Genomic DNA, 21,719 nt, shown 5'->3' with positions numbered 1-21,719 from the left:
AACGACCTCACCACCCATGTTCGGGTCGAAACGGCCGACCCGAGTCCTTTCGTTTTCGGCCCAAGTTTTTCCCATAAGTTACTGGAACTACATGAATATCGTCATTGTGGAGTCGCCGGCGAAAGCCAAGACGATCAACAAATATCTGGGCTCGTCCTACGAGGTTCTGGCCTCGTTCGGCCATGTCCGCGACCTGCCCGCCAAGAACGGCTCCGTCGATCCCGAGGCCAATTTCAAGATGATCTGGGAGGTCGACCCCAAGGCGGCCGGCCGGCTCAACGACATCGCCAAGTCCCTGAAGAACGCCGACCGCCTGATTCTCGCCACCGACCCTGATCGCGAGGGCGAGGCCATCTCCTGGCACGTGCTGGAGGTGCTGAAGGAAAAGCGCGCGCTGAAGGACCAGAAGATCGAGCGGGTGGTGTTCAACGCCATCACCAAGCAGGCCGTCACGGACGCGATGAAGCATCCGCGCCAGATCGACGGTGCGCTGGTCGACGCCTATATGGCGCGCCGCGCGCTCGATTATCTGGTCGGCTTCACCCTCTCCCCCGTGCTGTGGCGCAAGTTGCCGGGCGCCCGCTCCGCCGGCCGCGTGCAGTCGGTGGCGCTGCGCCTCGTCTGCGACCGCGAGCTCGAGATCGAGAAGTTCGTCGCGCGCGAATATTGGTCGCTGATCGCGACCCTGCTGACCCCGCGCGGCGATGCGTTCGAGGCCCGCCTCGTCGGCGCTGACGGCAAGAAGATCCAGCGTCTCGACATCGGCACCGGTGCGGAAGCCGAGGATTTCAAGAAGGCGCTGGAAACGGCGGCCTACGCCGTGACCTCGGTCGACGCAAAACCGGCCCGGCGCAATCCGCAGGCGCCCTTCACGACCTCGACGTTGCAGCAGGAAGCCAGCCGCAAATACGGCTTTGCGCCGGCGCACACGATGCGCATCGCCCAGCGCCTCTATGAAGGCATCGACATCGGCGGCGAGACCACCGGGCTCATTACTTATATGCGTACCGACGGCGTGCAGATCGCGCCCGAGGCGATCACGCAGGCGCGCAAGGTGATCGGCGAGGATTACGGCAACGCCTATGTGCCGGATGCGCCGCGCCAGTACCAGGCCAAGGCCAAGAACGCGCAGGAAGCGCACGAAGCGATCCGCCCGACCGACATGTCCCGTCGCCCCGACAGCATGACCCGCAGGCTCGATGCCGATCAGGCGAGACTCTATGAGCTGATCTGGAAGCGCACCATCGCGAGCCAGATGGAATCGGCCGAGCTCGAGCGCACCACCGTCGACATCACGGCGAAGGCAGGCTCCCGCACGCTGGAGCTGCGCGCCACAGGCCAGGTCGTCAAGTTCGACGGCTTCCTCGCGCTCTACCAGGAGGGCCGCGACGACGAGGAAGACGAGGATTCCCGCCGCCTGCCCGCGATGAGCCCGAACGACGCGCTCAAGCGGCAGAGCCTGTCCGTCACCCAGCACTTCACCGAGCCGCCGCCGCGCTTCTCGGAGGCCTCGCTGGTCAAGCGCATGGAAGAGCTCGGCATCGGCCGGCCCTCGACCTATGCCTCGATCCTCCAGGTCCTGAAGGACCGCGGCTACGTCAAGCTGGAGAAGAAGCGCCTGCATGGCGAGGACAAGGGCCGCGTCGTGGTCGCGTTCCTCGAGAGCTTCTTCAGCCGCTACGTCGAATACGATTTTACCGCCAATCTGGAAGAGCAGCTCGACCGCATCTCCAACAATGAGATCTCCTGGCAGCAGGTGCTGAAGGATTTCTGGACCGGCTTCATCGGCGCCGTCGACGAGATCAAGGACTTGCGTGTGGCGCAGGTGCTCGACGTGCTGGACGAGATGCTCGGACAGCATATCTATCCGCCGCGCCCCGATGGGGGTGACATCAGGCAGTGCCCCAGCTGCGGCAATGGCCGCCTCAATCTGAAGGCCGGCAAGTTCGGCGCCTTCGTCGGCTGCTCGAACTATCCGGAGTGCCGCTACACCCGTCAGCTCGCCGCCGATGGCGAGGCGACTGCTGACCGTTCGCTCGGCCAGGATCCTGATACGGGTCGCGATGTCTGGGTCAAGGCCGGCCGGTTCGGCCCCTACATCCAGCTCGGCGAGCAGAAGGATTATGAGGAAGGCGAGAAGCCGAAGCGCGCAGGGATTCCCAAGGGCACCTCGCCCGGCGATGTCGACCTCGAGCTCGCATTGAAACTGTTGTCGCTGCCGCGCGAGATCGGCAAGCATCCTGAGACCGGCCAGCCGATCACCGCCGGCCTCGGCCGCTTCGGGCCGTTCGTGAAGCATGAGAAGACCTATGCCAGCCTGGAAGCCGGCGATGAGGTCTTCGACATCGGCCTCAATCGCGCGGTGACGCTGATCGCGGAGAAGGTCGCCAAGGGCCCGAGCCGCCGCTTCGGTGCCGATCCCGGCAAGGCGATCGGCGATCATCCGACGCTCGGCACCGTCACCGTGAAGAGCGGCCGCTACGGCGCCTATGTCACCGCAGGCGGCGTCAACGCGACGATCCCCGCCGAGTTCGAAAAGGACACCGTCACGCTGCCGCAGGCGATCGCGCTGATCGACGAGCGGGCGGCCAAGGGCGGCGGCAAGACCAAAGCCAAGAAGGCGGCAAAGCCGGCCAAGGCCAAGAAGGCTACGGAGAAGGCCGCGGACGGCGAGGACGCCGCGCCAAAGCCGAAGAAACCGGCCGCGAAGAAAGCCGCGGCCAAATCGAAAACCGAATCCACCAGCAAGGCGCGCGCCGCATTGTCATCGACAGCCAAGACGTCGCCGACCAAGGCTGCCGCCAGCAAGGCTCCGGCCAAGAAGAGTGCCGGCAAGACCTAAGTCAGAATTAGAGGTTAAGTGAAACGCAAGAATGACCATGGCTTTCCCGACAGGCAAGCCATCGTCGCCTTCATCAAGGCAAATCCAGGAAAGGTCGGGACCCGCGAAATTGCGCGCGAGTTCGGCCTGAAGAACGCCGATCGCGTCGAGCTCAAGCGCATGCTGCGCGAGCTCGCCGACGACGGGACCATCAAGAAAAAACGTCACAAGGTGTCCGAGCCGGACGCGCTGCCGCCGACGCTGGTCGCCGACATTACCGGGCGCGACTCCGACGGCGAATTGATCGCCTCCCCCACCGAATGGGACGAGGTCGAAAGCGGCGAGCCGCCGAAGATCCGCATCCAGATGCCGCGCCGGCCAAAGCCGGGCACCGTCGCCGGTGTTCGCGACCGCGTGCTGCTGCGCGTCGAGCCGAGCAACGAGGCCGAAGGCCCGGCCTATCTCGGCCACGTCATCAAGGTTTTCGACAAGACCAAGAGCCGTATCCTCGGCGTGTTCCGCAGCCTTCCCGAAGGCGGCGGACGGCTCGTGCCCGTCGACAAAAAGGCTGCCGACCGCGAGCTGAACATTGCAGCAGTCGATACGCACGGCGCGCAGGACGGCGACCTCGTCAGCGTCGACATCGTCCGCACGCGCAGCTTTGGGCTGGCGTCTGGCCGGGTGAAAGAAAAGCTCGGCTCGGTCAAGTCGGAGAAGGCGATCAGCCTGATCGCAATCTATGCCCACGACATCCCCCTGCAATTCTCCCCTGCCGCTGAGCGCGAGGCGGAGGCGGCTGAGCCCGCGAACCTCAAGGGGCGCGAGGACTGGCGCGACGTGCCGCTCGTCACCATCGATCCGCCGGACGCCAAGGATCACGACGACGCGGTGCACGCGCAACCCGACGACGACCCCAACAACAGAGGCGGCTTCATCGTCAACGTCGCCATTGCGGACGTCAGCTTCTACGTCCGGCCGGGCACTGCGCTCGACCGCGACGCGCTCGACCGCGGCAACTCGGTTTACTTCCCCGACCGCGTCGTGCCGATGCTGCCCGAACGTATCTCCAACAATCTCTGCTCGCTGGTGCCGGGCGAGCCGCGCGGCGCGCTCGCGGTCCGGATGGTGCTCGGCCCCGACGGCCGGAAGCGCTCGCACAGCTTCCACCGCATCCTGATGCGCTCAGCCGCGAAGCTGAGCTACGCGCAGGCGCAGGCCGCGATCGACGGACGGCCGGATGACACCACCGGCCCGCTGCTCGATCCGATCCTGCGGCCGCTCTACGCCGCTTTTGCCTGCGCCAAGCGAGCGCGCGACGAGCGCGATCCGCTCAATCTCGATCTGCCGGAACGCAAGATCCTTCTGAAGAGCGACGGTACGGTCGATCGTGTCGTGGTGCCTGAACGGCTCGACGCGCACAAGCTGATCGAGGAGTTCATGATCCTCGCCAACGTCGCCGCGGCCGAGATGCTGGAGAAGAAGTCGCTGCCGCTGATCTACCGCGTGCATGACGAGCCGACCTTGGAGAAGGTCCACGCGCTCTCTGAGTTCCTGGAGACGCTCGACGTCCCCTTCGCGAAATCAGGCGCGCTGCGCCCCACCCTGTTCAACCGCGTGCTGGCCCAGCTCGAAGGCCATGACTACTACCCGCTGGTGAGCGAGGTGGTGCTGCGCGCCCAGGCGCAGGCCGAATACTCCTCCGAGAATTACGGTCATTTCGGCTTGAACCTGCGCCGCTACGCGCATTTCACCTCGCCGATCCGCCGCTATGCCGACCTCGTCGTGCACCGTGCGCTGGTTCGCGCGCTCGGGCTCGGCGAGGGCGCCCTGCCCGACAGCGAGACGCCGGAAAGCCTGGGCGAAGTCGCCGCCCACATCTCGGTGACCGAGCGGCGCGCGATGAAGGCGGAGCGCGAGACCGTCGACCGCCTGATCGCCCATCATCTCGCCGACCGCATCGGGGCGACCTTCCAGGGCCGCGTTTCCGGCGTCACGCGCGCCGGCCTGTTCGTCAAGCTTGCCGAGACCGGCGCCGACGGTCTGATCCCGATCCGATCCCTCGGCACGGAATATTTCAACTATGACGAGGGACGGCATGCCCTCGTCGGCACGCGCAGCGGCACCATGTATCAGCTCGGTGACGTCGTCGACGTCCGCCTGATAGAGGCTGCCCCCATCGCGGGCGCGTTGCGCTTCGAGCTGCTGTCGTCGGCCAGTGAAAGCGCGCCGCGCAGTCGCAGGCCATCTGGCCCGCAACGCCGCCCCTCGTTCAAGGCGCATCCCGGGCGCAGCCCGGATAAGAAACGCAAGCCGGCGAAGCCAAAATCCGGCAAGGGGAAGAAAAACAAGGGAAAAGCCGGGGGCAAAAAGGGCAAAGCATGGTGACGATGAGCACGGCCCCAAAAATCTGGACGCGCGAGACAGGTCTCGTCGAGAAGCGCGATCTCTGGACGTCAATGAAGCGCGGCTTTCGCGGCCGCTGCCCGCGCTGTGGCGAGGGAAATCTGTTCCGCGCCTTCCTGAAGACAGCGGATAATTGCGCCAATTGCGGCCTCGACTTCACGCCGCATCGCGCCGACGATCTGCCCGCCTATCTCGTCATCGTCATCGTCGGCCACATCGTGGTGCCCGCCATCCTATGGATCGAGACCAATTACACCACGCCGGTCTGGCTCAGCTTTGCGGCCTATCTGCCCTTCACCTTCGTCGCCTCGCTCGCGCTGCTGCAGCCCGTCAAGGGAGCTGTGGTCGGCTTGCAATGGGCTCTGCGCATGCACGGGTTTGACGAGAACCCTCCGGATGGTATTCCGCCTGTATAAGCAAAATAAGCAGGAACGGTCTGGGTGAGGACATGACGGATACGACGCAAGTTGCGGAGAAAGCAAAGGTTCACGAGGAAAAGGAAGCCGATCATCATCCCTATTTCCGCCCGAGGGATGCGGCGACCCTGATCCTGGTCGATCGCAGCGGCGCCATTCCGAAAGTGCTGGTCGGCAAACGCCACGACAAGGTGGTGTTCATGCCCGGCAAGTTCGTCTTCCCGGGCGGCCGCGTCGACAAGGCCGACTATCGCGTGCCCTGCGCGGCGCCGATCACGGCCGAGCTAGAGGCCAATCTTGCCAAGGGCAGCCCGAAGACGCCGGCGTCACGCGCGAAGTCTCTCGCCATCGCTGCAATCCGCGAAGCCTGCGAGGAGACCGGTCTCTGTCTCGGCCGCAAGACCGAGGGCAAGCTGACGAAGCTCGATGGTCCCTGGAAGCCATTTGCGGATGCAGGTCTCCTGCCCGATCCCTCAGGCCTGTTCCTGATCGCCCGCGCCATCACACCGCCGGGCCGCGTCAAGCGCTTCGACACGCGTTTCTTCACCGCGGATGCCTCCGCGATCACCCACCGCGTCGACGGCGTGATCCACGCCGATGCCGAGCTGGTCGAGCTGGTCTGGGTCGAGCTCGGCTCGAAGCCGCTGGCCGATCTGCATCCGATGACGCGCAACGTCCTCAACGAGCTCGACACCCGCCTTGCCACCGGCCCGCTCCGCCACGATGCGTCGGTGCCGTTCTTCCACTTCTACGGCGGCAAGATGCAGAAGGATGTTTTAAGCTAGGCTGGCATTTCGCGGCGCGGCTCTCACCTCCGTCATTCCGGGGCGCGCGTAGCGCGAACTACGGTGCGCAATTGCGCATCTGAGAAATCCATTCATCCACCGTCTCTGCGGCGCGATGGATTCCGTCGCCGCTACGCGGCGCCCCGGAATGACGCGATTGTGCTGAGCGCGCATCGAAAAACAAAATAATCTTCCCGCCTCCGCCGATGGCGGAGTTCCCCGGCATGCCTATGTCTTCCCGAGCGTCACCAAGAACGGACACCGGGCGATGGCACAACGGCAACTCAAGCTTGGCGCGTTCATGCGCCCGATCAGCATCCACACCGGCGCCTGGCGCTATCCCGGGGCCTGGCCCGACGCCAATTTCAACTTCTCGCACATCAAGCAGCTGATCCAAAAGCTAGAGGCCGGCAAGTTCGACGCCTTCTTCATGGCCGATCACCTCGCCGTCCTCAACATGCCGATCAACGCGCTCAAGCGCAGCCACACTGTGACCTCGTTCGAGCCGTTCACGCTGCTGTCGGCGCTCTCGGCCGTCACCGAGCGGATCGGCCTGATCGCGACCGGCTCGACCACGTTCGACGAGCCCTATCACGTCGCCCGCCGCTTCGCTTCCCTCGACCATCTCAGCGGCGGCCGCGCGGGCTGGAACATTGTCACCACCTCGAACCCGGATGCCGCACTCAACTTCGGCCTCGACGATCACATGGAGCACGCCGAGCGCTACAAGCGCGCCCGCGAGTTCTACGACGTCGTCACGGGCCTGTGGGATTCCTTCGCCGACGACGCCTTCGTGCGCGACGTCGAGAGCGGGCTATTCGTTGATCCCGCGAAGATGCACACGCTCGACCACAACGGCAAATATCTGAAAGTGCGCGGCCCCCTCAACATCGCCCGCCCCGTGCAGGGCTGGCCGGTGATCGTTCAGGCCGGCGCGTCTGAAGACGGCAAGCAGCTCGCGGCTGAAACCGCGGAGGCTGTGTTCACCGGCGGCGGCAGTCTTGCCGACAGCCAGAAACTCTATGCCGACATCAAGGGCCGCATGGAGAAGATCGGCCGCGACCCCGAGCACCTCAAGATCCTCCCCGGCGCCTTCGTGGTGGTCGGCGACAGCGTCGATGAGGCCAAGGAAAAACGCGCGCTGCTCGACAGCCGCGTGCATTACGACAGCGCCATCGCCTCGCTGTCCGTCATCCTCGGCACCGACGCCTCAGGCTTCGATCCTGACGGCCCACTTCCTGAAGTCCCCGAGACCAACGCCAGCAAGAGCGGCCGCCAGCGCATGGTCGATCTCGCCGCGCGCGACAAGCTCACGGTGCGCCAGCTCGCGCAACGCGTCGGCGGCTATGGCGGGCTGTCCTTCGTCGGCACCGCCAAAACCATTGCCGACCAGATGGAGGAATGGCTGGTCGGGCGCGGCTCCGACGGCTTCAACATCATGTTCCCATTCCTGCCCGCCGGCCTCGACGATTTCGTCGACAAGGTGGTCCCGGAGCTGCAGCGCCGCGGGATTTTCCGCAAAGAGTATGAAGGGGCCATTTTGAGGGAGAATCTGGGCCTGCCGCGGCCGAAAAACCGGTTCTTCGAGGCCTAATGGGCCCGTTTTGGGTGGTTTTTGGGGCCTAGAGCCCCTTCGGCGCTCTAGGTTGTTGTTTTTGACGCGTTTTCTTGACGCGAACCGGTGCCCACTTCGCTCGAAAACGCTTCGAAACCTTGACATCAGGCGGTTTCTGACTAGGTTGCCGGCCAACGCGGGCCGTTTGGCCGGCTCCAGATTCCCTTCATCTCTGAGGTTCAGAACATGGCCAAAGCGGTCACCATCAAGGTCAAGCTCGTGTCCTCGGCCGACACCGGCTTCTACTACGTCGCCAAGAAGAATTCGCGCACCATGACCGACAAGCTGGTCAAGAAGAAGTACGACCCGGTCGCGCGCAAGCACGTCGAATTCCGCGAAGCCAAGATCAAGTAAGAGATCGGCGCAGCGTCGAAGAGTTTTGCGGGGCCCGTTCGGGCCCCGTTTTTATTTTGCCCCTCTCCTCTCATGTCGGCGCACCCGCGGCACCAGACTGAAGTTGACGCGACGCCTTTTCTCCACGCCGTCATTGCAGGGAGCTCTTGCGACGAAGCAATCCAAGAGTCGTTCCGCGGAAAGACTGGATTGCTTCGCTCCCGCCTTCGCTCTTCGAGCTTCGACGGACAAGCCGCTCGCTACGACTGAGTGTGAGTGACAGCACAGATCACTCTCGTATTGCCAGTCAATGCCGCGCGATTGCGCAGTCATCTCATCAACCCTCGGTTGCCCAATTCGGGATGTATGTTAGCGTGCACTCACCGGCACGGCATTTCCGTGCCGGATTTGGAAGGACATGGTCATGAGATTTTCATCAAGCCTTGTCGTGCCTTCAGCTATCGCCACCTTGTCAACCGTGTTGCTCTGCGCCCCCGCAGCGTCTCAGATCCCAACAGGCTCCGCCGCCACGCTTCCCCCCATCACGGTCGACGCGCCGAAGCAGGTGGCAAGGCCGCACGTGTCGGAGCGGGGAGTAAACACAACGGCGCCGCGTCGGACCGCGTCAACCGCTCAAACGTCGTCTTCGGCGACACGGACGCCTTCGTATGCGCCGGGTTCTGTGATGGGGAGGATTGCCAGCCTGGAGAAAGTCGCCAGCAGCTGCAACGGTGGCTGTGCATCAAGCTTCCCACACGGCAAAGAGCCGTGGATTGGATGCAGCGAGTCGGGCGGCAATGTGAACTACGGACCTTTCTCGCCAACGTGCCGAGACACCATCACCCATAAATCCTACATGGATTGCGTCGAGACGAAGGTGTTCCTGGGCGAGAATCGAAACAGAGCCCACTGGTTCTGCAGCAGCCTGGCCGCCGGCAACAGGTTCAAGGTCGCCGATCTCAAGCGGTCAGGACGCACGCGTTAATTCTTTCTCTCCGTAGGCATTCTGTTGCGGTCGAGCTTCAGCTCTCTCGTGTCCCGGACGCGGTGCAGCGCTTAGCGCTGCTCCGCAGAGCCGGGACCCAGAAAGCAACACAGCGCGCTGCTCAGGCATGGGCTCCGGCTCTGCAGCAGCATCGCATCGCATTGGACGATGCCGTGCCAAGGAAGCGCTGCGTCCGGGGCATGAGAGCTGGACTACGTACCCCCCAATATCTGCCCATTTCGACGGCAGCCGACCAAGTGTGACCCACCTCGCAGAGCGACATGGGCGGCTTCAATATCTCCAGCGGGATCGTTGCATGAACCTGGTCCATTCCCGTGAAGAGCCATTTGCCCCTGCTGGATCCGCTGCGCTTCGGAGCCGCGCTCGGCGTCGCCATCTTTCACCAGATGTTCTGGTCCTGGGCCTGGGTTTCGATCGGCGTCCCCGGCTTTGAGCGCTACGTCGCCGCCGATGTTCTGTACCCGTCGGCCGCGCCCTTCACATGGTTCGGCTGGGTCGGCGTCGAAATCTTCTTTGTCATCTCCGGTTTCGTCATCGCGAATTCCGCGAGCCAGTCTTCACCGGGCGCGTTTCTCCTCGGTCGCGTACTCCGGCTTTATCCGGCGGTCTGGGTTTGCGCCACTGCGACCTTCCTCGTTCTGTTGCTCTTCGGCAGCGGCCCGGCCTCCGAATTCATTCTGCCCTACATCCACGCCATGCTGATAGTTCCCAAGGGCGTCACTGGTCAATGGCTTGACGAGGTCTACTGGACGCTGGCAGCCGAAACAGCGTTCTATGGCCTCGTGTTTTGCGCGATGCTCACGAGGAAGATCACGCTCCGGCACCTGGCCTTTGGTCTCACCATCTACAGCGCAATATTCAACGCCGTCGCGCTGCTGGTCGCGTCATGCACGACGCCGTCCGACCTGCCCTATCTCGTCATCCTGATGTTTCGGGTGCCGTGCGCAGCGTTCCTGTTGAGCCACGGCTGCTTCTTTGCGCTCGGTATCTGGCTGTTCATTTCCGCAAACAGACAATTGACGGAGCTCGAGCAGGTCGCCGTTGCGGTCACGTGCCTCTCGGGTGCCGCCGAGATCTACGTCTTCGCATCTTTCTTTTTGGCATCGATACCCGCCATCGCGGATCAATCGGCCCTTGTGCCGATCATGGTCTGGGCGGCTGCGGTGCTCCTCATCGCCCGTGCCGCGAACCGAAACAGGCGCGCTGCGTGCATCGCTTCTCCCGAAGCGCCAGCCTATTTGAGAACGCTCGGGCTGATCACCTATCCACTCTATCTCACCCACAACGTCATCGGCACTGCGATCATTCGTGCGCTGGTCGAAGCTGGCCTGGACGCCACCACGGCCGTGTGGCTCGCGCTCGGCATGCTTGTCCTGGTCTGCTGGTTCATTTGCGCGAGGATCGAGCCCGCCGTCAAATCCGCGCTGATGCAAACCCTCTCGCATTACGGAAAGCTCCCGAAAAGGCAGCCGGCGGCGCGCCGCCCGGCACTTGCTCGGCGGCTGCGCCTTCCGCTACCCGTCTCGGTCAAGGTGAACGTCGCGGCGTCCCAGCCAGCGCCCGCAGTTTTGCGGCCTTCAGCGACCGGTGACACCGGCAACAGCCAGCCCTTCGGCGAAACGATCGACGAAGCTTTGATCGTTGCAAAAGAACAGTTCCTGCCGCGCGGTCCCGATCGTGTAATCCGGCTTGCGTTGCAGCAGCTCGACGGTTGCCGCATGGGCCTGCGTCTTGTCGCCGAGATGGCCAAGGGACGCAGCCAGCGTCGCATAAGCGCGATACGTGGCGTTCGGTTGCCGCGTCGCCCTGCGAGCGAACTCTACCGCAATGTCATATTCCTCGAGCGAGAAATGCGTCCACGAACGAACGTGGTGAAAGCTCCAGAGATGGCTGTCGCGGGGACTGAGCATCGTCGCGCGATCGAGCAGCGCTTCGGCTTCGATCTCCCGCCCGCACCACAGCAGGTTGAACCCTTGCGCAAAATATCCCTGTGCGAAACTCGGATTGAGCTCCAGCGAGGTGTCGATGGCGGCCACCGCCTCGTCGTTCTGACGCGTCAGGCATAGCGCTCGCCCGAGCGCGCAATGACAGAAGCAATCGAGCTCGTCGAGCTTCACTGCAAGACGTGACTGGCGCAGCGCCGTTTCCAGCCGCCCGGGGCGCGTCTTCGGATCATCATACAGCGCGCGCTGGATATTGACGTAGGCCAGCGCGCCATGGCCACGCGCGAAGCCGGGATCCGCCGCGATCGCACGCTGGAAATAATCCTCGGCCGAGTCGAATCCCGGCGTGGTAAATCGCCAGAGATTCCATAGCCCACGCTGGTAGCAGTCCCACGCGTCGAGGCTTTCGGGCGCCTTTCGCGCGGCGAGCTGCTGCTCGACCTTCGACAATTCGGGTTCGATGGTGGCGGCGATCTGCTTGGCCATCTCCTCCTGGATGTCGAAGATGTTCTCGAGCTGAAGTTCGTATTTGTCGGACCAAAGCTGCATCCCGTCCGCGGCCCGGGTGAGCTCCGCCGTAATCCGCACCACATCGCGGCTCTTGCGAACGCTGCCGGACATGACATAGCTCACACCGAGCTGTGCACCGACGTCGCGCGCGTCGACGACCCGCCCCTGAAACCCGATCGTCGAGTGGCGCGAGATCACGGAAAGCCAGCGATTGCGGGCGAGCAGCCGGATGATGTCTTCCGTCAATCCGTAGCTGAAATACTCGTTCTCCGGATCGTTCGACATGTTCCTGAAGGGCAGTACGGCGATGAATGAACGCGAGTTCGCCTCTGCCTTGACCGATTCCGAAACGACGTCGTCGAGATGGGACACGTCGGTCGAGAGCGATGCCTGTTTCGGAACGTCGATCGTCGCACGCTGGTCCGGTGCAAGCCGGATCGCATCGGCGTCGGAGCCGCCGATCGCCTGCACCTGGGCGACGAACCGAAAGCCGCGGCGATGCAAAGTCCTGATGAAGAGCTGATCGGTGCCGTTGTCGCCGAGCACGCGTCGGGCGCCGTTGATGCGGCTGGAAAACGCCGCCTCGGAGATGATGCGGCCGTTCCACACGATGTCGATGAGCTCGTCCTTGCTCACAACCCGCTCGTGGTTGCGCACCAGATGAACGATGAGATCGAAGACCTGAGGTTCAATATGGACAGGCATCCCCTCACGTCGAAGCTCTTGCTGGCTGAGATCGACCTCGAAATCCGAAAAACGGTATTTGACTACCATTATCACTTTCCTACCGAGGCTGACCGCATATGGCGGCCGTCGTCGAAACAACTCCAACTCAGGGAAAAACCAACGTGTCCTGAAGAACTCCGTCAAGCGTGAGGGATCGGTTGAGTTTAGAGACCGGTCAATCATCGTTCAACCGGAGACGCCACATGATCCGTGCGTCCAATCGTCTGCACCGCTATTGCGCCGGATGGTTTGCCGTCATGGCACATCGCGGCTCCCTGGAGGCGCTTGCATCTCTCCCGTCCGCGACGCGGCCGACCCTGAGGAAGAAGGTTCTGCTGCTGGCGGCCCGTCTGAGGCGTTTGTTCAATACGTGGGCTGCAGCGTCGCTCGCTCATCACGCCGCTTCAGCTGCTGGACAATTGCCGGCAGCGCGCGGGATTTCTTCCAGCGCTGTGCGATCGACTCGTGCGGCGCAAAGCGGCGTCGTTCGACGAGCACCGCCATGATCCAACTTGGCGGCGAATAGCGGAAGCATCGCGAGCGGGTCGCAATGCTGTTGGATGGCTCTCGAGCGGCCCGCGATGACTGAGCGAGCCGCTCGACGCCCTCCCTACGCCGTCCGCAGCACCGGCGCGGGCGGCTGCGACGGCCTGACGAGCGCGAACGCGACCTGCACGATGCCCCCTGCCAAGCCCAGCGCCACGCCGATGCGCCAGGCCATGGTGTAGGAGCCGAGCGCGTCGTAGAGCACCCCGCCTCCGTAGGCACCGAGGAAGCTGCCGATCTGGTGGCTCATGAAGGCGAGGCCCTGGATCATCGCCTGCCAACGCAGGCCGAACATCTCGGCGACCGCGCCTGCAACCAGCGGACCGACGCCCATCCAGAGGAAGCCCATGATGGCGCCGAACAGCAGCGTCGAGAACGGCGTTGCCGGCAGCATGAAGTACCAGGCAAGCGCCAGCGAGCGCAGGATGTAGATCGCGCCCAAGAGCGCCAGCTTGTTCCAGCGCTCGCCGGCCCAGCCGAAGAACAGCGAGCCCAGCACGTTGAAGCCGCCGATCATACCGAGCGTCTGCGCGCTCAGCATCGGGTCGAGGCCGCAGATCGCCAGATACGACGGCAGATGCGTGGTGAGGAACACGAGCTGCATGCCGCAGACGAGATAGGCGCAGGTCATCACCACGAAGGAGGTATTGCCGAACGCCGCCTTGGTTGCGGACGCTGCGGTCGCATCATCGATGTCGTCGGCGGTGGGCTTGGGCAGCGGGACCTGATCCACGCGGCCGGCATACCAGGCCGCGGGGATCATCAGCACCGACATGATGACAAAGCCGGCGAGCCCGACACGCCAGCCAAAACCCTCGTTGAGCATCTGCCCGATCGGCGCCGACAGCAGCGCGCCGAGCGAGCCCGCGCCCGAGACGATGCCGAGCACGGTCGAGCGCACCGTTGCAGGGACAGCGCGCGCCGCCACCGACATCGCGATCGCCGCCGCGGTGCAAGCCAGCGACGTTCCGATCAGCACGCCGGCGCCGATCATGATGCTGACCAGCCCGTTCGCGGTCGCCATCAGAATGAGGCCGACGATGTACATCAGCGAGCCCACGATCATGATCGGACGGAAGCCGTAGCGCACCGTCATCGCGCCAGCGAGCGGCTGGAGAAAGCCCCAAGCGAGGTTCTGCACCGCCAGCGCCAGCGTGAAGTCCGAGATCGAAAGGTGAATGTCATGCGTCAGCGGCTGCATGAAGATGCCGAGCGACTGCCGCAGCCCCATGCTCAGCGTCAGCATGATCGAGGCGCCGATCAGGATGGGCAATGTCGGACGCAGGACCTGCAACAGGGGCATGTTTCTTCTCCCTCGGCGGCGCGGCGCGAACGCCGCCGTCTGCAATATCAGTTGATTTTGGTTACACAGACCTGTGTACTTAGGCTATGAATGATGCCCGCTGTCAAGCAAACAGGACGCCCGTCGCCGCATGGCTCCCCCGCCCGCCCCACAGACGATGAAAGAGCGGATCCTCGCGACCGCCGACAAGCTGTTCTATCTGCAGGGCATTCGCGCGATCGGCGTCGACACCATCGCGGCCGAGATCGGCATCTCCAAACGCACGCTCTACAACCACTTTCCCTCCAAGGACGCGCTGATCGCGGCCTATCTGGAACGCCGCTTCGTCGCTCAGCGTCCCTCCGACAAGCCCCCGGCCGAGCAGATCCTCGCCACCTTCGATTCGCTGGAGCGGCGGTTTGCGGCCAAGGATTTTCGCGGCTGCCCGTTCGTGAACGCGGTCGCCGAGCTTGGCCCTCAGGACCGTGCCGTGAAGAAGATTGCAATCGCCTTCAAGGAAAGCCGCCGCGTCTGGTTTCGCGACCGCCTGAACGAGCTCGGTGTACGGGACGCGGACGCGCTCGCAACGCAGCTGGTACTGCTGGTCGACGGCTCGATCGCGCAGGACCTCGTGCGCGACGATCCGGCGATGGCAAGAGCCGCGAAGGAAGTGGCGAAGGTGCTGCTGCGGAATGCGGGGGTGGATGTGGGGGATGGTGCGAAGGCGCCGGTGAAGGGACGCAAACGCGCGCCATGATAGCAGTCGCCGTAGCACGCGGCGCCATCAGCCGGCAAAAGGAGGATATCCAACGCGCGCCTAAGAAAAGCAGTCCCCGCTCACCCAAGCTGTCCGCGTATCCCTCTTGTTCTCCGGCGCTGTCGAGTTTCGCTACGCCCGGAAGTTTTTCTCCAGCGCATCAAAATTGGGCCAGAGCGCATTCGTCGGCCCACGCCCGGAATTTCTTGTCCTCAAACCGGAGCTCCCGCGCTAAACAGGCAAGGCGATTGTCGTCGTGCATGCGGCCCAGCAATCTAGACCGTCGAACCGAGCGATGTCAGGATGAACCGGATCACTTTCAGCTCGGACCAGCTTCCCGCGCGCCTCGGCGACGCGGCGCGGTTCGGGCATTGGCATGAGCAATTCGAGGCGCTCACCTGCTGCGTCGACTATTCGCGCTTCGAGGAGTACGCCTTTCGCGCTCAGTTTCAATTTGCGCAATTCTCCGATGTGCGAGTTGCGTTGTTCGATGGAACGCTCAAACGGTTTGCCCGGTCCGCAAGCGCCATCGCACGCGGCCCTGACGATGATTTTTGTCTATTGCTCAATCGCGGGACGGCGCGACTACAACTGTCACAGTTCGGACGGGATGCGGTGGCTGGAGCCGGTGGCGCGTTCCTCGGGACCAACGGCGCGACCGCCGAGATGGTCGTCGAGGCACCAGGGGAATGGGCGACGGTGACGATCGCCCGCGAGCGTCTGCTGCAACTCGTTCCTCGCGCTGACGATCTTATGGCAAGGCCACTCGATCCCGGCCAACCGGCGCTGCGTCATCTCAAGCGCTACTTGGAGAGCGTGCTCGATCCAAACGACGCCGGCAGCGATCCGGATTTGGACCAACACATAGGCACGACCCTGCTGGATATTCTCGCGCTTACGCTAGGCGCCGGCCGCGATGCCGCAGAGGTGGCCACCCTGCGGGGCTTACGCGCAGCGCGGCTGCGCGAGATTCTTGCCGAGATCAGAGCGAATTTCACCAATCCGGCATTCTCGCCGCGCTGCCTTGCGCAAAAGATCGGACTGTCGCCCCGCTACATTCAGGCTCTCCTGCATGAGACCGGAGCGAGCTTCACCGAGCGCGTGCTGGAATTGCGGCTCCAAAATGCAAGAACGGCGCTCATGTCGCGCCAGCACGCCCGGCTGAAGGTGAGCGAGATCGCCTATTCATGCGGCTTCAACGACATCTCATATTTCAACCAGGCCTTCCGTCGCCGCTTTGGCGCCTCACCGACCCAGTTCCGCGGATCAACATAATGGCATGCCGAGGACTCGGCGCGGACCCGTCCTGACCGAGCGAATTCCCTGGCCGTCCCCGAGACCCCAACTCAAGCCGTTTTGTAACCGGTGTAAGCCATTGATCCGACTAGCGTCGGCTACTGTGCATGGGGTTGTTTTCGCAACTTTGTGCCCGGCAGCTCACGCCGCTTGCGACACCACGCGGTTGCGGCCGTCGTGCTTGGCGCGATAGAGCGCGGTGTCGGCGCGCTTGAGGACGTCGGCGACCGCCTCGCCCTTCTGCTCCAGCGTGGTCAGGCCGATCGAGATCGTGACCTCGATGCGCTTGGCACCCTTGTGGATCGCGAACGGCTCGCCCGCGATCGAGCGGCGCAGGCGCTCGGCGACCATGCCGGCGACGTGGAGATCGGTCTCGGGCATCACGATGACGAACTCCTCGCCGCCGTAGCGGCAGGCCAGATCAATGCCGCGGATCGACTTGCGGACCCGCACAGCGAACTCGCGCAGCACGTCGTCGCCGGCGTCGTGGCCGTAATTGTCGTTGATCGACTTGAAGAAGTCGATGTCCAGGATCATCAGCGCCAGCGGCTTGCCGCGGGTCGCGGCCTGCTCGGCGAGCGTCGCCAGATGGCTCTCCATGTAGCGGCGATTGTGCAGGCCGGTGAGCGCATCGGTGATCGCCATCTCGATCGAGTTCTGCACGTTGTCGCGCAAATGATCGGTGTAGCGGCGGCGGCGGATCTGGGTGCGGGCGCGCGCCAGGAGCTCGATCTTGTCGATGGGACGCAGCAGGTAGTCGTTGACGCCGATCTCGAGGCCGCGGAGCAGCCGCGTCGAGTTCTCGGGGTCCGCGATCGCCAGGATCGGCACGTGCCGCGTCCGCTCCAGCGAGCGCGCCTGACTGCAGAGCCTCAGGCCGTCGAAATTGTTGAGGTCGAGCGAGACGATCAGGAGGTCGTAATTGCCCTCGGCGGCGTGGAACAGCGCCTCCGTCGGGTTCGGCTCGACGTCGATGGTGTGCTCGGCGGCGAGGATCGTCGCCAGCCGTTCGTAGGAGGACTGACGGTCGTCGACCAGCAGGACGCGGCCGCCCTTGCCGGTGTCCGCCACGGCGCTGCGCTCGGGCGCCTGCATGCCGATCTCGAGCGAGGTGATGGCGCGCATGCGCAGTTCGTCCGTCATCATCTTCAGCCGCGTCAGCGAGCGCACCCGCGCGATCAGCACGACGTCGGAGACGGGTTTGGTCAGGAAATCATCGGCGCCGGCTTCCAGTCCGCGATTGCGGTCGGACGGGCTGTCGAGCGCCGTCACCATGACGACGGGAATATGATGCGTGGCCGGGTCGGTCTTGAGGCGGCGGCAGACTTCGAAACCGTCCATATCAGGCATCATCACGTCGAGCAGGATGATGTCGCATTCGGCGCGGCGGCTGATCGCCAGCGCCTCGGTGCCGTTCGCGGCGGTCATCACGTCGAAATATTCGGCGGACAGGCGGGCTTCGAGGAGTTTGACGTTGGCAGGAACGTCATCGACAACCAGGATACGCGCGGACACTGTGAACTCACTTCCTATCCGATAAAACGCCGGACCGTCTCGATGAATTTGCCGACCGAGATCGGCTTGGACAAATAGGCCTCGCAGCCGCCCTCGCGGATGCGCTCTTCGTCGCCCTTCATCGCGAACGCCGTGACCGCGACGACGGGAATGGCGCGCAGCTCCGGATCGTCCTTGATCCAGCGCGTCACCTCGAGGCCGGAGACCTGCGGCAATTGGATATCCATCAGCACGAGGTCGGGCCGCGTCTTGCGCACGAGGTCGAGCGCCTCGTAGCCGTTGCTGGTGCCGGAGGTCTGGTAGCCGTGCGCCTCCAACAGGTCGCGGAAGAGCTTCATGTTGAGCTCGTTGTCTTCCACGATCAGGACGGTCTTAGCCATCCCGCCCTCCTGTTTGGTCCGAAGGACCCATACATGTGACGCCTCAGGCGCCGCTCGCCGGCGCTTCGAAAACTGGATTCAAACTAGCCTCAGATTCGCTTGAGTTTCGTTAAACCCGAGGGTCGACTTTCTACGATGTGGTTTCCAGTTGCTTGCCTGGGGTCGGAAGACTCACGGACGAGACTCGGGCATGATGATTCCAAATTAGAGACCGAAAGTTAACGGAAAGGCAAACCGTCCCCTTGAAAAAGCCTGTTCACAACCCCCGCGAAGTCGCTGAAATCGTTGCGATTCAGGCACTGTCCTTCATCGCGAGCGAGCCTGAGCGGCTGGGCCTGTTCCTGGCTGAGACAGGGGTCGGTCCGGAGACGCTGCGCAATGCCGCCGCGGACCCCAATTTCCTGCTCAGCGTGCTCGATTTCGTGCTGCGCGATGACGCCACTGTGAAGGCCTTTGCCAGCTCCGCGGAACTACACCCGACCAACGTTGCCGCAGCGCGGCAGGTCCTTGGCGACGCGCTCGGCGATCCCTCTTGGGAGCGCGACGTGCCGTGACCAGTCCCGACCCGCCCGGGCCCCGCTGCTTCTGCCGGGATTGTCTGGCCGATCTGGATATGGGGGTGCGGCGCTGCTCGGCCTGCGGTTCCCCTCGCCTTGTCCGCCACCGGGCGCTGTCTGCGCTGAACATCGCGCATATCGACTGCGACGCCTTCTATGCGACGGTCGAGAAGCGGGATAACCCCGATATCGCCGACAAGCCCGTCATCATCGGCGGCGGCAAACGGGGCGTGGTATCGGCCGCCTGCTACATTGCGCGCACCTATGGCGTGCGCTCCGCGATGCCGATGTTCAAGGCGTTGGAGGCCTGTCCGCATGCGACCGTGATCCCGCCCGACATGGCGAAGTACGTCCGCGTCGGCCGCGAGGTGCGCCAGGCCATGCAGGCGCTGACGCCGCTGGTCGAGCCGCTCTCGATCGATGAGGCCTTCCTCGACCTCTCCGGCACCGAACGGGTGCACGGCATGATCCCGGCAAAGGTGCTGGCGCGCTTTGCCCGCGACGTCGAGCGCGATATCGGTATCTCCGTCTCGGTCGGCCTGTCCTGCAATAAGTTCCTGGCCAAGATCGCCTCCGACCTCGACAAGCCACGCGGCTTTGCCACGCTCGACCAGGAGGACGCGCTGACAATGCTGGCTTCGAGGCCGGTCGGATTCATTTTCGGCGTCGGACCCGCGACGCAGGAGCGCCTCGGGCAGCGCGGCTTCCGCGTCATCGCCGACCTGCAGAAGGCCGACGAGATCGAGATGATGCGGCAGTTTCCGAGCGACGGCCGCAGGCTGTGGCGGCTCGCGCGCGGCATCGACGACCGCCGCGTCGAGCCTGACCGCGGCGCCAAGACGATTTCCAGCGAAACCACCTTCGAGACCGATATCCGCGATTTCGCGACGCTGGAGAAGATCTTGTGGCGGCTGTGCGAAAAGACCTCGTCGCGGCTCAAGAGCGGCGAGCTCGCCGGCTCGACCGTCACGCTGAAGCTGAAGACCGCCGATTTCCGCCAGCGCACACGTTCGCAGTCGATCGCCGCCCCGACGCAGCTCGCCGCCAAGATCTTCTCGATCTGCCGCGAGATGCTGGCGAAAGAGATCGACGGCACTGCTTTCCGCCTGATGGGCGCCGGCGTCAGCGCGCTGCGCGACGGCTCGGTCTCCGACGACACCGACATGCTCGACCGCCGTGCCGCCCACGCCGAACGCGCCGTGGACAGCCTGCGCAAGAAGTTCGGCAGCGCCGCTGTGATCCGCGGCATCGCCTATGAGGGACCGCAGAAGGCGCAGGAGTGATCGGGCCCTGCTCAACTTAGTCGCGTTCGAAGATCCGTGCACCCGGATAGACGCGCCGGGCATACTGCACGACCAACTGCCGATCCTGCGTTTCCGGGAACGGCGTTCGGATCTGACAAGACCCGACGATGAGGTGCCACAAGCCGTTGAGCTTTCCAATGACGACGTTCATGTGAGCCTTCTCGCAGTGACCCGAGTGGACTCAAATTGTAAGAATCTCCCGCCGTCGCTCAATTGTACCAGCGTAAGCTCGGCGCATGAGAAGGATTGCAGGAGATATACAAAGGTATGTTGACCATGGCTTCCACAGCCGCCGGCCCCGATAGCTTCGCAGGGGCGCAAACGACCCTCCTCGTCCAGGGGTTGGCACCGTGACAGGCGAACGCGGTCTCGACGCGCTGCTGACAAGCATGAAGCCGGAGATGCTGGACGGCACCTTCGTGTTTTGCACGCTTGCGCCGGGCGCGAGCATTCCAGCCAACGTCAACCCGATGCTGACGTTCCGCGAACGAGAAGGAACGACGCTGGTGATGCTGCAGGAGGAAGCCGAACGTGCCGAACTATACCATGAATTCCCCTCGCGCCTGATCATCCTGACGGTTCACTCCGCGCTCGATGCGGTGGGCTTTCTGGCGGCAATCACGGCGCGTCTGGCCGAAGCCGGCATCAGCGTGAACGCCGTGTCGGCTTTCTATCACGATCATCTCTTCGTGCCTGCCGACCGGGCCGACGAGGCGCTGGCTCTCCTGCGAGAGATGTTCAAAGCGAAGCACTCGTAGCCCGGATGGAGCGCAGCGATCCTGAGCGACTGGTTTCCCGGATTACGCTTGGGCTTCATCCGGGCTACCGGAAAAACCTCAATCCGCGACTGCCACCGCCTCGATCTCGATCAGCCATTCCGGCGCGGCGAGTGCGGAGACGCCGACGAGCGTAGAGGCCGGCGGCTCCATGCCTTCGAAGAAAGCCGAACGAGCCTTGCCGATGATGGGGCGCAGCTCCGGCTTGTAGTTCACGACGAAGGTCGTGATCTTGACGATGTTGGCGTAGGTCGCGCCGGCCGCTTTCAGCGCGTGCCCGAGATTCTGCATCACCTGCGTCGTCTGCGCGGCAATATCGCCCTCGCCGACGATCCGCCCCTCCTCGTCCACCGACACCTGGCCGGAGATGTAGATAGTCCGCGCGCCGGTCGCCGTTACGACGTGGGAGTAAGCGGGATTGTGATGCAGGCCGCTGGGACGGAGATGATCGAGCTTGGGCATGGGCTGGCTCCCTTAGGTTTTTGCTTGGGCGGGAGCCTAGCTGGGGATCATGACAAGAGCTAGATGCGACGCGCACCAATGGCACTCCGTCATCCTGAGGCGCTCGCGCAGCGAGCCTCGAAGGATGCACGGCCCCCGCTGCCGCAGCCGGGCCGTCGCCCTTCGAGGGCCGCTGAAGAAGCGGCCGCCTCAGAGGCTGTGAATCTATGTGATTTGGCGCGTTTCCGTTTGCCGAACGGTGAGCCGAATGATTCTCTGCTTTCAAAGGTCGATGGAGGCAGGGATG

The 21,719-nt window shown here is 63.8% G+C and carries 18 protein-coding genes and 1 pseudogene; 12 read left to right on the top strand and 7 right to left on the bottom strand.

Features of this window, described 5'->3' with window-relative positions:
- Nucleotides 1-91: 91 nt before the first annotated feature.
- The 7 genes and pseudogenes from topA to IVA81_RS26045 form a co-directional block, all read left to right on the top strand.
- Nucleotides 92-2,842, top strand: a complete 2,751-nt coding sequence (topA, locus tag IVA81_RS26075; RefSeq protein WP_247323261.1) for a type I DNA topoisomerase — start codon at nucleotides 92-94, stop codon at nucleotides 2,840-2,842.
- An 18-nt stretch (nucleotides 2,843-2,860) separates the two neighbouring features.
- Nucleotides 2,861-5,206 (top strand): ribonuclease R, encoded by a 2,346-nt coding sequence (rnr, locus tag IVA81_RS26070; RefSeq protein ID WP_247323259.1) that lies wholly within the window; start codon nucleotides 2,861-2,863, stop codon nucleotides 5,204-5,206.
- The gene (locus tag IVA81_RS26065; protein ID WP_247323257.1) at nucleotides 5,200-5,640 is read left to right on the top strand and encodes a DUF983 domain-containing protein; all 441 of its coding nucleotides are present in this window, start codon (nucleotides 5,200-5,202) and stop codon (nucleotides 5,638-5,640) included. The genes rnr and IVA81_RS26065 overlap by 7 nt, the downstream gene beginning before the upstream one ends.
- Nucleotides 5,641-5,672: 32 nt before the next feature.
- Nucleotides 5,673-6,425, top strand: a complete 753-nt coding sequence (locus IVA81_RS26060; protein ID WP_247323256.1) for an NUDIX domain-containing protein — start codon at nucleotides 5,673-5,675, stop codon at nucleotides 6,423-6,425.
- A gap of 268 nt (nucleotides 6,426-6,693) precedes the next feature.
- Nucleotides 6,694-8,019, top strand: coding sequence for an LLM class flavin-dependent oxidoreductase (locus IVA81_RS26055; RefSeq protein WP_247323253.1), 1,326 nt, complete (start codon nucleotides 6,694-6,696; stop codon nucleotides 8,017-8,019).
- 207 nt (nucleotides 8,020-8,226) lie between these two features.
- Nucleotides 8,227-8,394 (top strand): 50S ribosomal protein L33, encoded by a 168-nt coding sequence (gene rpmG, locus IVA81_RS26050; RefSeq protein ID WP_007603295.1) that lies wholly within the window; start codon nucleotides 8,227-8,229, stop codon nucleotides 8,392-8,394.
- A gap of 1,371 nt (nucleotides 8,395-9,765) precedes the next feature.
- Nucleotides 9,766-10,713: pseudogene (locus IVA81_RS26045) on the top strand (acyltransferase); the annotation flags it as partial.
- A gap of 243 nt (nucleotides 10,714-10,956) precedes the next feature.
- Here IVA81_RS26045 and IVA81_RS26040 read toward each other — a convergent pair.
- The 3 genes from IVA81_RS26040 to IVA81_RS26030 form a co-directional block, all read right to left on the bottom strand.
- A complete protein-coding gene (locus IVA81_RS26040) occupies nucleotides 10,957-12,606 on the bottom strand; it encodes a winged helix-turn-helix domain-containing protein (RefSeq protein WP_247323252.1) in 1,650 nt (549 codons plus the stop codon).
- 315 nt (nucleotides 12,607-12,921) lie between these two features.
- Nucleotides 12,922-13,062: a hypothetical protein gene (locus IVA81_RS26035; protein WP_247323250.1), complete on the bottom strand. Its 141-nt coding sequence runs from the start codon at nucleotides 13,060-13,062 to the stop codon at nucleotides 12,922-12,924.
- 106 nt (nucleotides 13,063-13,168) lie between these two features.
- Nucleotides 13,169-14,407: an MFS transporter gene (locus tag IVA81_RS26030; RefSeq protein ID WP_247323248.1), complete on the bottom strand. Its 1,239-nt coding sequence runs from the start codon at nucleotides 14,405-14,407 to the stop codon at nucleotides 13,169-13,171.
- A gap of 130 nt (nucleotides 14,408-14,537) precedes the next feature.
- Here IVA81_RS26030 and IVA81_RS26025 point away from each other — a divergent pair, with 130 nt between their 5' ends.
- Together IVA81_RS26025 and IVA81_RS26020 are read left to right on the top strand one after the other, a co-directional pair.
- Nucleotides 14,538-15,143, top strand: coding sequence for a TetR/AcrR family transcriptional regulator (locus IVA81_RS26025; RefSeq protein WP_247323246.1), 606 nt, complete (start codon nucleotides 14,538-14,540; stop codon nucleotides 15,141-15,143).
- Between the two features lie 303 nt (nucleotides 15,144-15,446).
- A complete protein-coding gene (locus IVA81_RS26020; protein ID WP_247323244.1) occupies nucleotides 15,447-16,418 on the top strand; it encodes an AraC family transcriptional regulator in 972 nt (323 codons plus the stop codon).
- 162 nt (nucleotides 16,419-16,580) lie between these two features.
- Here the strand turns inward: IVA81_RS26020 and IVA81_RS26015 are convergent, their stop codons facing one another.
- Nucleotides 16,581-17,954 carry a PleD family two-component system response regulator gene (locus tag IVA81_RS26015; RefSeq protein ID WP_247323242.1) on the bottom strand — a complete coding sequence of 458 codons (1,374 nt, stop codon included), beginning with the start codon at nucleotides 17,952-17,954 and terminating at the stop codon, nucleotides 16,581-16,583.
- A gap of 14 nt (nucleotides 17,955-17,968) precedes the next feature.
- Nucleotides 17,969-18,334 (bottom strand): response regulator, encoded by a 366-nt coding sequence (locus IVA81_RS26010; RefSeq protein WP_246919875.1) that lies wholly within the window; start codon nucleotides 18,332-18,334, stop codon nucleotides 17,969-17,971.
- A gap of 242 nt (nucleotides 18,335-18,576) precedes the next feature.
- On the opposite strand from IVA81_RS26010, the gene IVA81_RS26005 reads away from it, so the two are divergent.
- Nucleotides 18,577-18,888 carry a DUF3572 domain-containing protein gene (locus IVA81_RS26005; RefSeq protein WP_247323231.1) on the top strand — a complete coding sequence of 104 codons (312 nt, stop codon included), beginning with the start codon at nucleotides 18,577-18,579 and terminating at the stop codon, nucleotides 18,886-18,888.
- Nucleotides 18,885-20,174 carry a DNA polymerase IV gene (locus tag IVA81_RS26000; protein ID WP_247323225.1) on the top strand — a complete coding sequence of 430 codons (1,290 nt, stop codon included), beginning with the start codon at nucleotides 18,885-18,887 and terminating at the stop codon, nucleotides 20,172-20,174. The genes IVA81_RS26005 and IVA81_RS26000 overlap by 4 nt, the downstream gene beginning before the upstream one ends.
- A 16-nt stretch (nucleotides 20,175-20,190) precedes the next feature.
- Here IVA81_RS26000 and IVA81_RS25995 read toward each other — a convergent pair whose 3' ends face one another.
- A complete protein-coding gene (locus IVA81_RS25995; protein WP_247323224.1) occupies nucleotides 20,191-20,346 on the bottom strand; it encodes a hypothetical protein in 156 nt (51 codons plus the stop codon).
- Nucleotides 20,347-20,545: 199 nt separating this feature from the next.
- Between IVA81_RS25995 and IVA81_RS25990 the strand changes: the two genes are divergently transcribed.
- A complete protein-coding gene (locus tag IVA81_RS25990) occupies nucleotides 20,546-20,953 on the top strand; it encodes an ACT domain-containing protein (RefSeq protein ID WP_247323223.1) in 408 nt (135 codons plus the stop codon).
- Between the two features lie 78 nt (nucleotides 20,954-21,031).
- Here the strand turns inward: IVA81_RS25990 and IVA81_RS25985 are convergent, their stop codons facing one another.
- Nucleotides 21,032-21,433 (bottom strand): RidA family protein, encoded by a 402-nt coding sequence (locus tag IVA81_RS25985; RefSeq protein ID WP_061877286.1) that lies wholly within the window; start codon nucleotides 21,431-21,433, stop codon nucleotides 21,032-21,034.
- Nucleotides 21,434-21,719: the final 286 nt, after the last annotated feature.

Source organism: Bradyrhizobium sp. 141 (assembly GCF_023074055.1).
Lineage (GTDB): Bacteria > Pseudomonadota > Alphaproteobacteria > Rhizobiales > Xanthobacteraceae > Bradyrhizobium.
The sequence above is the reverse complement of the archived record's forward strand: the minus strand, read 5'-3'. Positions and strand labels throughout refer to the sequence as shown.

Bases quoted from the DNA above. Each gene is read 5' to 3' on its own strand.
- topA (WP_247323261.1), top strand. From the start codon at position 92: ATGAATATCGTCATTGTGGAGTCGCCGGCGAAAGCCAAGACGATCAAC.
- IVA81_RS26065 (WP_247323257.1), top strand. From the start codon at position 5,200: ATGGTGACGATGAGCACGGCCCCAAAAATCTGGACGCGCGAGACAGGT.
- IVA81_RS26060 (WP_247323256.1), top strand. From the start codon at position 5,673: ATGACGGATACGACGCAAGTTGCGGAGAAAGCAAAGGTTCACGAGGAA.
- IVA81_RS26055 (WP_247323253.1), top strand. From the start codon at position 6,694: ATGGCACAACGGCAACTCAAGCTTGGCGCGTTCATGCGCCCGATCAGC.
- rpmG (WP_007603295.1), top strand. From the start codon at position 8,227: ATGGCCAAAGCGGTCACCATCAAGGTCAAGCTCGTGTCCTCGGCCGAC.
- IVA81_RS26040 (WP_247323252.1), bottom strand. From the start codon at position 12,606: ATGGTAGTCAAATACCGTTTTTCGGATTTCGAGGTCGATCTCAGCCAG.
- IVA81_RS26035 (WP_247323250.1), bottom strand. From the start codon at position 13,062: ATGGCGGTGCTCGTCGAACGACGCCGCTTTGCGCCGCACGAGTCGATC.
- IVA81_RS26030 (WP_247323248.1), bottom strand. From the start codon at position 14,407: ATGCCCCTGTTGCAGGTCCTGCGTCCGACATTGCCCATCCTGATCGGC.
- IVA81_RS26025 (WP_247323246.1), top strand. From the start codon at position 14,538: ATGGCTCCCCCGCCCGCCCCACAGACGATGAAAGAGCGGATCCTCGCG.
- IVA81_RS26020 (WP_247323244.1), top strand. From the start codon at position 15,447: ATGAACCGGATCACTTTCAGCTCGGACCAGCTTCCCGCGCGCCTCGGC.
- IVA81_RS26010 (WP_246919875.1), bottom strand. From the start codon at position 18,334: ATGGCTAAGACCGTCCTGATCGTGGAAGACAACGAGCTCAACATGAAG.
- IVA81_RS25995 (WP_247323224.1), bottom strand. From the start codon at position 20,346: ATGAACGTCGTCATTGGAAAGCTCAACGGCTTGTGGCACCTCATCGTC.
- IVA81_RS25985 (WP_061877286.1), bottom strand. From the start codon at position 21,433: ATGCCCAAGCTCGATCATCTCCGTCCCAGCGGCCTGCATCACAATCCC.